Origin of the sequence: Lysobacter sp. (genome assembly GCA_013141175.1) — a bacterium.
In the GTDB taxonomy this organism is placed as follows: Bacteria; Pseudomonadota; Gammaproteobacteria; order Xanthomonadales; family Xanthomonadaceae; genus Lysobacter_I.
This window is the reverse complement of the sequence record JABFRN010000001.1, coordinates 1,570,777-1,585,975: the sequence shown is the minus strand read 5'-3', so window position 1 is coordinate 1,585,975 and position 15,199 is coordinate 1,570,777. Positions and strand designations below refer to the sequence as shown.

Sequence of the window (15,199 nt, the reverse complement as noted above, 5' to 3'; positions counted from 1 at the left end):
CTCCGCTGAGTCCGCTCCGCTGCGTCTGGTTACGCCGCGCCTGCCCGGGGAGTGCGGTCAGTGTCCGGCCAGGTCCAGCGACGTGGGGTCGCAGGTGTCCGGCGGAAGTCATGCGGGTTGCCTGATCGACCCCGGCCGGGTGGCCGCCGCTTGACACGGGCGGCCCGGACGTGACACCACTAAAAAAGAGAACTGACCGAACGCCCGGGCTTCCCCCGGGCGTCGCCTTCTGGTCGGACGCCTGAAAACGCCCGTCCAGCGGTACCGGCCCATGCCGGTGCGCCCCTTTTGGATGACCTTCCCCCCGATGGCCAAGAACCTCCTCATCGTCGAGTCGCCCGCCAAGGCCAAGACGATCAACAAATACCTCGGCAAGGACTTCCACGTCCTCGCCTCCTACGGTCACGTCCGCGACCTGGTGCCCAAGGAAGGCGCCGTTGACCCGACCCAGAACTTCGCGATGCGCTATGAACTCATCGAGAAGAACGAGAAGCATGTCGAAGCCATCGCCAAGGCCGCCAAGGCCGCCGACCACCTCTACCTCGCGACCGACCCGGACCGCGAGGGCGAAGCGATCAGCTGGCATATCGCCGAGATCCTGAAGGAACGCGGCCTGCTCAAGGACCGCACCCTCGAACGCGTGGTGTTCACCGAAATCACCCCGCGCGCGATCAAGGAAGCGATGGCCAAACCGCGCGCCATCGCCACCGATCTGGTCGATGCCCAGCAGGCGCGTCGCGCGCTCGATTACCTGGTCGGCTTCAATCTCTCGCCGGTGCTGTGGCGCAAGGTGCAGCGCGGCCTGTCCGCCGGCCGCGTGCAGTCGCCGGCGCTGCGCATGATCGTGGAGCGCGAAGAAGAGATCGAAGCCTTCATCGCCCGCGAATACTGGACGGTCGAAGCCGAGTGCGCGCATCCGTCGCAGTTGTTCACCGCCAAGCTCAACAAACTCGACGGCAAGAAGTTCGAGCAGTTCACGGTCACCGACGGCGATACCGCCGAAGCCGCGCGCAAACGCATCGTCGCTGCCGCGCAGGGCGTGCTGCAGGTCACCGACGTCGTCAGCAAGGAACGCAAGCGCCGGCCTTCGCCACCGTTCACCACTTCGACGCTGCAGCAGGAAGCCTCGCGCAAGCTCGGCTTCACCACCAAGCGCACGATGCAGGTCGCGCAGAAACTCTACGAAGGCGTGACCATCGGCGAGGAAGGCACGGTCGGCCTGATCAGCTACATGCGTACCGACTCGGTGAGCCTGTCGGCCGAAGCGCTGAGCGAACTGCGCGACGTGATCGCGCGCGATTTCGGCACCAAAGCGCTGCCCGACAAGCCGAATTTCTACCAGACCAAGTCCAAGAACGCGCAGGAAGCCCACGAAGCGGTGCGTCCGACGTCCGCGCTGCGCACGCCCGCGCAGGTCAACCGTTTCCTCAGCGACGACGAGCGCCGTCTGTACGAACTGATCTGGAAGCGGGCGGTCGCCTCGCAGATGGTGCCGGCCACGCTCAATACCGTGTCGGTCGATCTCGCCGCAGGCGGCGAACACAGTTTCCGCGCCAGCGGCACCACGGTGGTCGATCCGGGCTTCCTCGCCGTCTACGAGGAAGGCAAGGACCAGAAGAACGACGACGACGACGAAGGCCGCAAGCTGCCGGCGATGAAGACCGGCGACCGCATTCCGCTGGACCGCATCCACACCGACCAGCACTTCACCCAGCCGCCGCCGCGCTTCACCGAAGCGGCGCTGGTGAAGACGCTCGAGGAATACGGCATCGGCCGGCCGTCGACGTATTCGTCGATCATCCAGACCCTGCTGTTCCGCAAATACGTGGAAATGGAAGGCCGCAGCTTCCGCCCGAGCGACGTCGGTCGTGCGGTCAGCAATTTCCTCAGCGGACATTTCACCCAGTACGTCGATTACGACTTCACCGCCAAGCTCGAAGACGAACTGGACGAGGTGAGTCGCGGCGAAAAAGACTGGATCCCGCTGATGGAGCGCTTCTGGGGCCCGTTCAAGGAACTGGTCGACGCCAAGACCGAATCGGTCGATCGCAGCGAAGCCACCGGCGCGCGCGAGCTCGGCGTCGATCCGAAGTCCGGCAAGCCGGTCAGCGTGCGCCTGGGCCGCTACGGCCCATATGCGCAGATCGGTACCGCCGACGACGAGGACAAGCCGACCTTCGCCAGTCTGCGTCCCGGCCAGAGCATGCACACGATCACCTTGGAGAATGCGCTGGAATTGTTCCGGCTGCCGCGCAAGCTCGGCGAACACAACGACGAGGAGGTCAGCGTCGGCATCGGCCGTTTCGGGCCGTTCGCCAAGCGCGGCAGCGTGTACGCGTCGCTGAAGAAGGAAGACGACCCCTACACCATCGATCTGGCGCGCGCGCTGTTCCTGATCGAAGAGAAGGAAGAGATCGCCCGCAACCGGATCATCAAAGCGTTCCCGGGCAGCGACATCGAAGTGCTCAACGGTCGTTACGGCCCGTATCTCAGCGACGGCAAGCTCAACGGCAAGATTCCCAAGGACCGCGAGCCCGCGTCGCTGACCCTGGAGGAAGCCACCGAGCTGATGGAAACCACCGGCAAGCCGATGCGCAAGGGTTTCGGCGCGAAGAAGGCCGCCGCTAAAAAAGCGGCGACGAAAAAGGCTGCGCCGCGAAAGGCCGCCGAGGCCAAGCCGAAGGCCGACAAGCCTGCAGCCGCGAAGAAAGCGCCCGCCAAGAAAGCAGCCGCCAAGAAAACCGCGAAAAAAGCCGCGAAGAAAACGACTGCGAAGGCACCGGCGAAGCGCGTTCCGCTCTACGACCATCCGGCGCCGGCGAAATCGCTGCTGACCACGAACACCAGCAGCACGGTCGGCGTGAAACGCGTGATCAAGAAAAGCAGCAGCGACGCGCCGTTCTGATCGTGCGTGCCGGTGATGCCGCCGTGACCGACGCGCTGGATCTCGCCGCGGCCGTCGGTCGCCTGCGTGCCGGTGCGGTGATCGCCTACCCGACCGAAGGCGTCTGGGGGCTGGGCTGCGACCCGTTCGACGAGGCCGCAGTCCATCGCCTGCTCGCCATCAAACAGCGTCCGGTCGAAAAAGGCATGATCCTGATCGCGGGCGACGACGCCCAGCTCGACGCGATCGTCGACTGGACAGGATTGCCGCCGGAACGGGCCGCCGCCGTGCGTGCGACCTGGCCCGGCGCGCACACCTGGGTGATGCCGGCATTGCCGCAGGTGCCGCCCTGGATCACCGGTAGCCACGACAGCGTCGCGGTGCGGGTCAGCGCGCATCCGCCCGTGGTCGCGCTGTGCGCCGCGTTCGGCGGCCCGCTGGTGTCGACCAGCGCCAACTTCGCGGGTGCGCCTACAGCGCGCGTACGGGGCGCTCTCGACCCGATGCTGCTGGTGCGCCTCGATGGCGTACTGGACGGCGAAACCGGCGGCCTGGAACGGCCCACGCCGATCCGCGATGCCCGCAGTGGGGTTTCGCTGCGCGGCTGACCACGCGCAGGACTGAACCCCGGCGAACATCGGGTCTTGAGCGACTTCCCGACAGGCGCCGCGCGACGCAATATGCGCGGATGCGCCAGACACCCTCCTTCCCGTTGCTCCTGCTCGCGTTCGCGATGGCCCTGCCCGTGTCCGCACCGAAAGCGCAGCCCGCCGATCCGGTCACGATCTATCGTTGCACCGACGCCAACGGCCGGCTGACCCTGCGCGACTCGCCCTGCAACAAAGGCGAGCGCCAGGAAGCCCGCAGCATGCTCCGACCCAAGGACGCGCCGCCACGGCCGCCACAGCCTGCACCGGCACCGCCGAGCGTCGCGATGGCGCCACCGCCGCAGATCATCATCGTCAACACCCCGCGCCCGCTGTACGAGTGCGTCGCCCCGGACAACAGCCGCTATCTGAGCGAGACGCCGGAAGGCAATGCGCACTGGGTGCCGCTGTGGCCGAATGGCTATCCGATTCCGGGGCAGGTGATCCACGAACCGGGCCGGCTGAATGTCCGTGTCGACAATGGCCGCGTCAGCGGTGGATACGACAGCGGCAGCACCAGAGTGCTGACGCCGACCTATTCCGAATTCGGCGGCGGCACGTGGGTGCGCGACCCCTGCCATGCGCTGCCGCAGGCCGAGGTCTGCGCACGTCTGGTCGACCGTCGCGACGTTCTGAGGCGCCGCTACAGCATCGCCCAACCGTCCGAGCGCGCGGTGCTCGGCCAGGAAGAGCGCAGTATCAATGCCCGCCTTGGACAGGATTGCCGCTGATGACGATATCGACCCGGATCGCAGCGCTCGCCAGCGCACTGATCGTATCGGCGCTGTGCTCGCACGCGCGCGCCCAAAGCAACATCACGATCTACCGCTGCGTCGACGCCAGCGGCGCGGTCACGCTGCAGAACGACGTACCCTGCCCGAAAGGCAGCCAGCAGACGCTGCGAAAAATCGGCGTCCTGCCGACATTGCCCGCGCCGCCGGCAGCGGTCGTCAAACCGCAGGCAGCGGTTCCCGCATCGCCACCTGCGCCAGCGACACCCACTCCCGAACCCCTGGCGCGCACCGCGCCACCGGCGTTGTTCCAGTGCCGCACCTGGGACGAACGCGACTATCTGGGCGATACCGCCGAACCGCCCGCGACCTGCGCGCCGGTGCAGTCGATCGGCATCGACGGCAGCAGCGAACTCGCCGCCGGCACCACCTGCGAAATGCGTCAGGACACCTGCGTCGCGGTACCCGCCGAACAACTGTGCGCGTCCTGGAAGAAGCGCGTCGACGAAGCCGAATTCCGCTGGAAGGTCGGCGGTGGCCGCAACGACGATCGCAAGGCGGAGTTCGATCGTCTGTCGAAGGTCTATCGCGAGAGCACCTGCCTGCGCTGAGCGGCACGCAAAAAGACATCGGGGGCGACGAAGCGCCCCCGATGCGGGTCGAACCGCTGTCGCTGAACCGATTACGGAATCGGATTGGTCGGGCAATTGAAGGTTCTGCTGCTCGACACCGAACCATAGGGGTTGGTGACCGTCACGACCACCGTCGGGCGCGAGCCGCGGGTACAGCGACCCATGTAAGAAAAGCCGCCGGAGCCGTTCGGCCAACGGATCGTCGCCGGGGTTGCCGAACTGTAGGTCACTTCGCACCAATACATGCCGCCGCCACTGTTCGCGTAATCGGGACAGATGAAGCTGGTGATGGTCGGCGGCGTGCCGCCACCGCCACCGCCGCCCAATGTGTAGAGCAGGCGGTTCGGCGAGCCGGTTCCCGGATTGGTGACGACATTCGGCGTCGAAGCATTGATCAATGCGGTCGTCACCTGTGCCGGCGTGGCGCTGGGATTGCTCGCCAGATGCAGCGCGGCGGCGCCAGCGACATGCGGCGATGCCATCGAAGTGCCATTGAGCGTGTTGGTTGCAGCTGTGCCCGTCAACCATGCCGAAGTGATCGCAGTGCCCGGAGCGAAGATGTCCAGGCAAGCACCCCAACTCGACGATTGCCCACCGGTCCAGATCGAGCGTGCATCATTGGCATCGGTTGCCCCGACCGTGATCGCCGCAGGCGCACGGGCTGGCGAGGTGCCGCAGGCGTCAACGCCGCCGTTACCGGCGGCGACCACGACCGTCACGTTGGCATTGGACAAATTGGCCACAGCGGTATCGACGGCAGCGTTGGCGCCACCACCCAGGCTCATGTTGGCCACGGCCGGCAGCACGCGGTTGGCCGCAACCCAGTCGATACCAGCGATCACGCCGGCCCAGGTGCCGGAGCCGCCGCAGTCGAGCACGCGCACCGGATGCAGGGTCACGCCCTTGGCGACGCCGTAGGTGGTGCCGCCGACGGTGCCGGCGACGTGGGTGCCGTGGCCGTTGCAGTCGTTGGTGCCGCCGCCGACGGCGTCGAAGCCATTGCCGACGCGGCCGGTGAACTCGTTGTGGGTGGCGAGCATGCCGGTATCGATGATGTAGGCATGTACACCAGCGGCGGTGGTGTTGTAGGTGTAGGTGGTGCTGAGCGGCAGATTGCGCTGGTCGACGCGATCGAGTCCCCACGTCGCGCCGGTCTGGGTCGCATTGATCGACACGTAGCCGTCTTCTTCGACGTAGGCGACGCGCGGATCGGCCAGCAGGCGCGCGAGCGCGGCATCGTCGGCCTTGACCGTGAAGCCGCGGAGCACGCGATCGTAGCTGTGGATCAGATTGGCGCGATGGGTCGTGGCGATATCGCTGGCCACGGCAGCAACGCGTGCCGCGCGATTCGATTCGCCGGCAAGGGTCGCCGCCGCATCCTTGAGTACGACGATGTACTGGCCGTCGACCGGATTCTTCGCGGTACGGAACTCGCCCGCCATGACCGGAGTGGCCATCGCGCAAAGTAACGACACGCCGATGGCGGCGGACAGTCGGTTGATTCGTTTCATATCGATTCCTTTTCGTTGTATGAATGAGAGGCATCCATACGGCGCACATGGCAAGCCATGCCCCCTTTGCCGTAGCGGCGGGCACGATGCCAAAGGGAAGTTCATGTCAAACCTGTCCTTGGCAAAAAAAGATCGCGTGGCGCGATCCGCTCGATCCGCAAGCACAAAGTAGCCGCATACGACAGACACGACAAGACACTTTGATGAACGCTTCGTGACGGCATGCGAAACGATGGATCGCAGTTCTTGCGACTGCGACCCGCTGCTTATTCGCACGCAAGCGCGCTGCGCAGTGCAGCAGATGCTTTCGCGCGCAGCACTGCGCGTGGATCGATCAAAGCCGAGCCTGCCCGTTTCGCTGCATCATTCTTGCCGCGTGCCGCCGGCTTCGCGCCGCCGCCAGCGGCGAGGAACGCTTCGCGCACGGTTTCATCGGTGGCGACGTAGAACACGATTTCGTCGATCACGCTTGGCGGCGGCAGTGGTGTCTGCGATGAGCGCGCGCTGCGCTTCGCGCCCGCACCGTACATGTGCGTTACCGCTGCAGCCAACTGCTTCGGCGACAGTTCCGGCAGATACGGCTGCAAGCGCGTCCAGTCGGATGCCGCCGAAGTGCGCGTCGGTGCGTGCTGCGCGCTGCGCTTCACGGCACCTCCGAATGCCGGCAGCTCCGCGCCGAGCAGACCGACCGCATCGAGAATGCCGGGGCCATAGCGATTCGTGCTCCAACCCGGCACCGGCCGACAGTGCGCCTTGAGCAGCGTCGTGAAGACCGATGCGAGACGCGCGCCGTAGCGCGCGCGCAATGTCGCCACACCATGGCGCTGCAGCCACAGCGCGCAGACACCTGCAGTGGTGGCGGTTGCGTACGAGGTGCCCGAGCTGCGCTGGGTATCGAAATGCAACGTGCCGCTTTTCTTGAACGCATACGCGCGCCACACCGATTCGCCCGGCGCGGTGATGTCTACCGCCGCGCCCGACGCCGAACCGCTCCAGGGTTTGTTGTCCGCGTTGCTCGCGGCGACTGCGATCACGCTGTCGAGCAGTGCCGGGAAGATCACCATCTTCGTATGGTTGCCGGCGGCGGCGATCAGGATCATGCCTTCGGAGACGAGCTGATCGGTCGCGCGCGACAGCGAACGCCCGGCCCATGCGCCGCCCAGGCTCATCGACACCACGTGGCAACCGCGGTCGCGTGCGCGATACAGCGCCTGCACGACATTGCTGAAATCGAAATGGATCACCGCAGTCGAAACGCGCAGCGGCACCAGTTCGGCGCCCGGTGCGATGCCGAACAGTTCGGGTGCGCTGGCGCTGAAGATCACGCTGCCGGTGGCGGTGCCGTGGCCCGGATGCATGCCCGACATCGAGTCTCGCGCATCGGCGTCGTCGTCGACGAAATCGTAGCCGTCCGCGATACGCAGGCGAGGCCCCGCGATCTGCGGATGCGCGGTGTAGCCGGTATCGGGATGTCCGATGCGCACGCCGGCTCCCGTCACACCGAACCGCGTTTGCGCGAGATCCGCCTTGACGGCGTTGATCGACCAGTCGCGTGGCATCGAGGCGGGCAGATGGACCTCGTTGCCGCCGCTGCTGGAACGCGTCGCAGGACGCGCTGGCTCGGGCGGACGCGTGTAGCCCACCGCCGGTTCGCAGTCGGCGACCAGCGGATGCTGTTGCAACGCATGGACCGCATTCCATGTCTGCGCGATGGTGATGCGCTTTCCGTCATGGAAAGCGACCAATGCATCGCTCGCGCCCTTGCCGAGCGGTCGCGCCGCCGACTTCGCCGTGGTCAGCGCTGCGAACGCCGGCACCTCGGCGCGCAATTGCGCCAGGATCTTCCTGCGCTCGGGCGCCGGCAGCGATTCGCCGAGATCGAGGATGATGCCGTGGACATCGTATTTCGTGGACGCGACTTGCGTCCCTGATGCATGTTTGGAGGCGGCCGGCTTTGAAGCCGATGTCCTTGACGATGTCGTCGCCATACGCTGTCTCCCTGCGCGTTTTCGGTGGTGGACTGAGGATGCCACAGCATACCGCCGGCCCTTGCGGACCGTCACCGCAGCCGGGCTTTCCCCGAAGCCGCCAGAACGGAACGAGCGCCGGGTCTCTCCGGCGCTCGTCCACGCGCATGCTGCTTATTGGCAGGCAGCCTTGATCTTGTCGTTGTCGCCGCCCTGCACGGCCAAGCGACAGGCTTCGTTCTTCGCCTGCTGCAAGGCCAGCTTGTTCAGTTGTTCGAGATAGGCGGTTTCGTTGCCGAGGCTGGTCTTTTCCCTGGTGAACCCGGCCGCAACCGCATCGGAGTATGCCGCCACCACTTCCGCCGGCAGTTTGAACAATCCGATCAGATCGCCGCCTGCGTCGATGTCGTACACGGTGGGAATACCGTTGTCGAAGCTCAGTTTCCACTGTGTCGTGGCGAACAGCGTACGCGGGACGGGCATGAATTCGACCGGTGAGTGCGCACCGGCGATGGATTCGTAGAAAACGAAATCCTGAGAGGTTGTTTTTTTGGCGGCATCTGTCGAAGTGTGCGTCACCTTGACCACGACCGGCTGTTTCTGGCGATAGAAAAACCCCGGCCCTTGACTCAGGTGGTCGCCGGTAGGAGCCGCAGCGGGTGTGCTGTTCGGCGGCTGCAGACCGACGACCAGTCCGCAGTTGCCCAAGGCCATCGTGGTGGCAGCGTCGATATCCGGGCCGAGCACCCATTTATAGGTACCATTCTCCTTGCATTTGTTCTCGCTGCGTGGGTGGTCGAGCGTCCGGGTTCCAGCGGACGATGCCGCCAGCGCCTGGATGGCTTCGCCCAGATTGCCGACGGTGCTGCCGCTGAGTTCGCCGGCAAGCAATCCTTCCGCATTCGCCTTGACCACGAACTTGTTGGTACCGACATGGTTGCGCCGGAACTGGGCGACGTATTTGTGCCCCACATCCGCCATCGCCCTGGATGCCGCAAGCGACAGTCTGGCGCCCTTGTCATCGACGGTCATCGTCAGTTCGAGCTGTTGGGTGGGCAGGTAATAGACCATGCCACCCTGCGGGTTGCTGTTGTTGCTTTGCGGCAGTTTCGTCGAACGGATCGACGCACAGCCCCCGACCGAAACCGCGATCAGCAAAAGCGCTGTCGCAGCAGCTAGATTGTTGCGCATACATCCTCCCTGTCCAAGAACGAAACCGTGACTGCAATCAATAGCAGACAGCGGAGGACTCGGGAGAATCATCGCGGGATCACAATAGTGCCGTGCCGCCGAGAAAGCGCATTCCTTTCCGGCACAGCACCGCACAGCGCGACGAGTGCGGACGCGAGAACACAGCATCTGCAGCGATCGTCGGCTCCGCCGGAGAGAAGGTGCTCTCCGGCGGGCCGGTTTCAGTGGATCACGGAATCGGATTGCTTGGGCAGAGGAAGGTCCGGGTGCTCGACACCGAGCCGCTGGCGTTGGCCACGCTCACGGTGACGGACGGCCGCGAACCGGCCGAGCAACGGCCACGATATGTCGTGGCGTGACTGCCGTTCGGCCATGTCACTGTCGCAGGTGTCGACGAGGCGTACGTCACTTCGCACCAGTACATACCGCCGCCGCTGTTGGAAGAATCCGGGCAGATGAAGCTGGTGATCGTCGGTGGAGTGCCGCCACCGCCACCACCGCAGGTCGCGCCGACCACCGAGAATGCCGCAGTCACATCCGCCACGGTGTAGCCGAGGTTGCTGGCTGCGGTCTGCACGCCGCACACGCCCTGGTTGAAGTCGGTGCTGGCGGTCCAGTACAAATCGTTCGCGCGGGCGAACACCTGGAACGCCTTCTGCGTGTTCCAGCCCGGCTTGGTCGCCAGTGTGTAGAACGCCTTGTTGTAGATGCCCGACGAGTAATGCACGTCCAGACCCGCGTAGTAGTTCGAGGTGTGTCCGATCGACACGCCATCCTGCGGCGGGTTGGCCATGTAACGCAGCGCACCGGCGGCCTTGAAGATCTGCGCGCCGACCAGGAAGTCGTTCGTGCCCTTCATGTAGTACTCGGCGGCTTCGCCGGCGATGTCGGAATACGCTTCATTGATGCCACCCGACTGGCCCGAGTAGGTCAGGTTCGAGTTCTGCGAGGTGTAGCCGTGCGAGACTTCGTGCGAGGCCACGTCCAGGCTCACCAGCGGATAGAACGTCGTGCCACCGTCGCCGAAGGTCATCGACGAGCCGTCCCAGAACGCATTCTGGTAGCTGTTGCTGTAATGCACCTTCATCGTCAGCTGGAAGGTCAGCGGTGCCTGGCCCATGTACGCCTGGTACATGTTGAAGATGACCTTGCCGAAGTAATGCGCATCGTTCAGCGGCGAGTACGCGCCGTTGATGACCTTCACCGTGTTGCGCGGGCAGGTGTACGAGAACGCGGTCGTGCCGCTGGTGCCATGGTTGAGGTTCACGGTTTTCACGTTGGCGTTGTTCATCGTGCACGTGGTGCCCGACTGGGTCACGTCCAGATAGCCGTAGTTGGTGCCGTATTCGTACTGGCCGGTCTTGGCGTTGCCGCCGGGGCCGGTGCCGACGAGGGCATGCTGCAGGTTCTCGAACTGCTGCAGGACGCGGCCGGTGTAGGCGTCGATGATCACGGTCGGCCGCGTCGGTGCACCACCGTTGCGGGTGTCGGCGAAGTACGACACGACATACGCTTTGCGGGCCACGCCGGAGTCGTCGATATGGATCATCAGATCCGACTTTTCGGCGGAGGTGCGCATGAAGCCCAGGCGGTTGCCCAGACCCGCGGCCTTGCCGATGGCCAGCGCGCTGTTGCTGCTCAGGCGCGGCTTGCCGGCTGGAATCTCGCGCGCCAGACCATCGACCTTGCGCCCGAACAGGGTGCTGATATTGCCGCTTTCGTCTTCGTTGACGATGACGTGTTCGCCGAAGATCGGCAGGCCACGGAAGGTCTGCTGGTAACGATGGTTGCGCACGCCCTGGCTGGTCTTGCGATCGATCAGGAACAGGCGCGAATCGGCGTCCAGGCCGAGCGCTTGTTCGTGGCGGGAATGGACCATGTCCGCTGCGCCGGAGGCGGCGATGACGGTGTTGCTTTGTTTGACCCGGGCCAGATCGTCCTGTTGCAGATCGGTGCGGACTGCGGCGGATGCGCCACCTGCGACCAGAATGGTGGCGGTCGCGACGGCGAGCAGGTTGAAGCGCTGAAGTCGATGCATGGGTGTCTCTCCTTGAGATGTCTCGAAACGATTGCGGCCGAATGACCGCCCTTCGCTAACGTATGCAAGCCAATGAGGTTGACACACGCCTACCTGCCAAAAACCCGTATTGCATGATTGCGCACGGATCTCTCCTTGGATTGCGATCGAAACCGGTTGCGGGGGCAACCGGTGTTTGCAACCCGCTCCCCGGCGGGTGTTTCGATAGTGCGCATGGCCATCGGGAGGGTGGCGGCCGACCGGTGCGCGCATCGAACGCCAAGCATGCAGAAGGGGCGTCGCAGAAACTGCGATTGCGGTGGCGCTTTGGTTACGCGAACGCCGGGTATCGCCCGCTGCGTCGCGACTCGCCGCAGTGCGGCATCAGGCGCGATACGGGTCGATTCAGAACCCGTAGCGCAGGAAGCCGCCGTCGACGGCGATGCATTCGCCGGTGATATAGCTCGATGCGGGCAGGCACAGGAAAGCGACGGCGGCGGCGACTTCCTCGGGTTCGCCGATGCGGCCCATCGGCGTGCGCAGCAGCACTTCGTCGAGATAATCGGGATCGGCGAGTTTGGTCGAGGTGCGGCGGGTGCGGATGTACCACGGCGCCACCGAATTCACGCGCACGCCGTCTTCGGCCCATTCCACGGCGAGATTGCGGGTCATCTGGTGCATCGCCGCCTTGCTCATGCCGTAGGGCGCGCCGCTGCGCACATGCGCGATGCCGGAAACGCTTCCGACGTTCACGATGCAGGACGCGGCATGCTTGGTGAGCAGCGGATAGGTATTGCGCGCGAGTTCGAAGGCGCTGAACAGATTGACTTCGAAAATGCCGCGCCATTCGTCTTCGCTGTAATCGATGGCCGGCCTGGTGAGGTTGCCGCCGGCATTGTTGACCAGGATGTTGAGGCCATCGCCGATGTCCTCGACCCAATCGAGCAATTCGCGACGCTGTTCGTCGTCGGCGACGTCGGCGATGCAGGTGCGCACTTCGCCATCGGGAAACTCTTCCTCCAGTTCGACCCGCACCGCGTCCAGGCTGTTGCCGTCGCGTGCGGCGATCAGCACGCGCGCGCCGAAACCGAGCAGTTCGCGCGCGACGGCGCGACCGATCCCGGCGCTGCCGCCGGTCACCAGTGCGAGTTGTCCATCCAGGCGCCAGCGTTGGGAAAACATGGCGGTAGCCGTTCGATCCGGGGTAGGGCGTAGGATAAGCCGCGATCCCGTCGAGGAGGACGACCATGCGCCGTACCGTGTTGTTCATGCTCCCGCTGCTGGCCGGTCTGGTCGGACTTGCGGGATGCTCCGAGCCGAAGCTGCCCGATCACGACAACCCTCCCGACCCGCAGACGTCGGCGGCCGAGGTGGCTCCGCCCACGCAATTGCGTGAAGCGATGCAGAAGCCGATCGACAAGGCCGAAGCGGCGCAGGCCTCGGTCGATGCCGCTGCCGAAGCGCAGCGCAATGCCATCGATGCCGCGACCGGCAACTAGCCGAGCGCCTATTCGCCCGCAAACGACGACGCCCGGCGGTGCCGGGCGTCGTTGTCGATCCTTGAAGCGGTCGGGTCGTCGATTCAGAACCCGCAGAAACAGTAGGCGATGGTCTTCGCCGGCGAGCCGCCGGTGCGTGGCTCCATCGCCCGCTCGAGCATGCGCAGATCGCGATCGGCCTGCGGTACGACCTTCGCCAGCAGGCTGCGGGCGATGTCGGAGTGGCCGAGCATCGAGCGACCCATCGCCGAACCGGCGAACTTGCCGAAAATCTGCTCGAACGGGGTGAGCTGCAGTTCGATGTAGCGCACGCGATAGTCGCCGGGCTTGTCGCCGAGCTTGGCGCGTTTGGCCGCATCGGCGATCGCCGTGCGCAGCCCGCCGAAGGCGTCGACCAGACCGCGCTCCTTCGCCTGCATGCCACTCCAGACCCGGCCGCGGGCGATGGCGTCGACATCGGCGACCGGTTTCTTGCGGGCTTGCGCCACCTTGCCGGTGAAATCGCGATAACCCTTCTCGATCACGCTCTGCATCACCTGGCCGACTTCCGGCGACAGCGGGCGGGTGACATCGAACCCGCCGGCGAACGCGGTGGTGGAAACGCCATCGGTGCGCACGCCGATCTTCTCGAGCGCGCGCGAGAAGCTCGGGATCATGCCGAAGATGCCGATCGAACCGGTGACCGTGGACGGGTCGGCGTAGATGCGGTCGGCGTCCATGCTGATCCAGTAGCCCCCCGATGCGGCGAGGTCGCCCATCGAGACCACCACCGGTTTGCCGGCTTTCTTCAGCGCGACGATTTCGCGACGGATCTGCTCGGAAGCGAACACTTCGCCACCGGGCGAATCCACGCGCAGCACCAGCGCCTTCACGCTGTCGTCGTCGCGGGCCTCGCGCAGCAGCGCGGCGGTCGATTCACCGCCGACGCTGCCCGGAGGCTGGTCGCCACCGGTGATTTCGCCTTCGGCCACCACCACGGCGACATGGTCGTCGTTGCCCAGCGCCGGCAGCGTGCCGTCGAGATGCGCGAGATAGCCGTCGAGCGAGACCTGGCGGAATCCGCCCTCGGCCTGTTCGTCGGCGGTGCCGCGCTCGATCAGCAGGTCCTCGACCTGTTCCTGCGTCTTCAGGCCATCGATCCATTTCTTCTGCAGCGCGAACTTCGCGAGGTCGCCCTGCGCGCCGGCGATGTCCGCCGGCAAGGTGTCGAAACTCGCCGCGAGCTGTTTCGGATCGAGCTTGCGGGCCTTGGCGATATCGGCCAGATAGCGCTGCCAGATATCGTTCATCCAGAACAGATCGGCTTCCTTGGATGCCGGCGATGCGGCGTCCAGCACGTAGGGTTCGGCGGCGGATTTGTATTCGCCCACTTTGAACAGGTGCACATCCACGCCGAGCTTGTCCTGCAGGCCTTCGCGGAAATACTGCCGGTAGCGGCTCAGGCCTTCCAGGATCATGCCGCCCATCGGGTCGAGGTAGACCTCGTTGGCCTGGGCCGCGAGCAGGTATTGGCCCTGGTCGTAGCTTTCGCCGAACGCGACGATCTGTTTGCCGGAAGCGCGCAGGTCGGCGAGCGCTTCGGCGACTTCGCGGATCGAGGCATAGCCGCTGAAGCTCATGCGGTCCACGCGCAGCAGCACGCGTTCGATGCGTTTGTCGGTCTTCGCGGCTTCCAGCACCCGCAGCAGGTCGCGGAGTTGCACTTCCGACGCGCGCGGGTCGCCGAGCGCTTTGGCGAGCGCGCGGCTGGTGGCGTCGACCGAATACTGTTCGACCAGCACGCCTTCGGGTGCGATCACCAGGGTGCTGTGATCCTGCACCGGCATGACCCGCTTGCCGCTGGTGCCCAACGCGGCCAGGACGACCAGCAGGAAGCCGAAGAACAGCAGGTTGAAGACCAACCGCCGGGTGAAATTCATCGCATCCCAGATACCGATCAGGATGCTTGCGACGGGGCCGCGACGCTGCGGTTCATTCATGGGGGAGAATCTCCTGGGGGTCTTGAAGCCGGATGTCTTGAGGCCGGGTGTGTTGAAGTCTGGTCTCGGAGTTCAGTCTGCGGCCTGGTGATGGCATCGGCATGCCCCATCGGTCACTCCCACCGATTGCACAAGGCCGAC

The 15,199-nt window shown here is 65.2% G+C and carries 11 protein-coding genes; 5 read left to right on the top strand and 6 right to left on the bottom strand.

All coding sequences use genetic code 11. The annotated features are described in order from the left end of the window. Positions 1–307: 307 nt before the first annotated feature. The 4 genes from HOP03_07070 to HOP03_07055 all read left to right on the top strand — a co-directional run bounded on the left by HOP03_07070 (position 308) and on the right by HOP03_07055 (position 4,873). Positions 308–2,905, top strand: a complete 2,598-nt coding sequence (locus HOP03_07070) for a DNA topoisomerase I (GenBank protein NOT87925.1) — start codon at positions 308–310, stop codon at positions 2,903–2,905. 23 nt (positions 2,906–2,928) lie between these two features. Further along, on the top strand, positions 2,929–3,492 hold the full coding sequence (locus HOP03_07065; protein NOT87924.1) for a tRNA threonylcarbamoyladenosine biosynthesis protein RimN: 564 nt from the start codon (positions 2,929–2,931) through the stop codon (positions 3,490–3,492). A gap of 80 nt (positions 3,493–3,572) precedes the next feature. After that, positions 3,573–4,262 carry a DUF4124 domain-containing protein gene (locus HOP03_07060; protein NOT87923.1) on the top strand — a complete coding sequence of 230 codons (690 nt, stop codon included), beginning with the start codon at positions 3,573–3,575 and terminating at the stop codon, positions 4,260–4,262. After that, the gene (locus tag HOP03_07055; GenBank protein ID NOT87922.1) at positions 4,262–4,873 is read left to right on the top strand and encodes a DUF4124 domain-containing protein; all 612 of its coding nucleotides are present in this window, start codon (positions 4,262–4,264) and stop codon (positions 4,871–4,873) included. The genes HOP03_07060 and HOP03_07055 overlap by 1 nt, the downstream gene beginning before the upstream one ends. Positions 4,874–4,944: 71 nt before the next feature. On the opposite strand, the gene HOP03_07050 is transcribed toward HOP03_07055, so the two are convergent. The 5 genes from HOP03_07050 to HOP03_07030 form a co-directional block, all read right to left on the bottom strand. After that, entirely contained in the window at positions 4,945–6,336 is a 1,392-nt protein-coding gene (locus HOP03_07050) for a S8 family peptidase (protein ID NOT87921.1), read from the bottom strand. Positions 6,337–6,671: 335 nt separating this feature from the next. Next, entirely contained in the window at positions 6,672–8,393 is a 1,722-nt protein-coding gene (locus HOP03_07045) for a S8/S53 family peptidase (GenBank protein NOT87920.1), read from the bottom strand. A gap of 153 nt (positions 8,394–8,546) precedes the next feature. Next, entirely contained in the window at positions 8,547–9,563 is a 1,017-nt protein-coding gene (locus HOP03_07040; GenBank protein ID NOT87919.1) for a hypothetical protein, read from the bottom strand. A gap of 229 nt (positions 9,564–9,792) precedes the next feature. Next, positions 9,793–11,601 carry a peptidase M4 family protein gene (locus HOP03_07035; protein ID NOT87918.1) on the bottom strand — a complete coding sequence of 603 codons (1,809 nt, stop codon included), beginning with the start codon at positions 11,599–11,601 and terminating at the stop codon, positions 9,793–9,795. 384 nt (positions 11,602–11,985) lie between these two features. Then, positions 11,986–12,762 (bottom strand): SDR family oxidoreductase, encoded by a 777-nt coding sequence (locus tag HOP03_07030; protein ID NOT87917.1) that lies wholly within the window; start codon positions 12,760–12,762, stop codon positions 11,986–11,988. A gap of 86 nt (positions 12,763–12,848) precedes the next feature. On the opposite strand from HOP03_07030, the gene HOP03_07025 reads away from it, so the two are divergent. Then, the gene (locus HOP03_07025) at positions 12,849–13,079 is read left to right on the top strand and encodes a hypothetical protein (GenBank protein ID NOT87916.1); all 231 of its coding nucleotides are present in this window, start codon (positions 12,849–12,851) and stop codon (positions 13,077–13,079) included. An 83-nt stretch (positions 13,080–13,162) separates the two neighbouring features. Here the strand turns inward: HOP03_07025 and sppA are convergent, their stop codons facing one another. After that, positions 13,163–15,058 (bottom strand): signal peptide peptidase SppA, encoded by a 1,896-nt coding sequence (gene sppA / locus HOP03_07020; GenBank protein NOT87915.1) that lies wholly within the window; start codon positions 15,056–15,058, stop codon positions 13,163–13,165. Positions 15,059–15,199 lie beyond the last annotated feature (141 nt).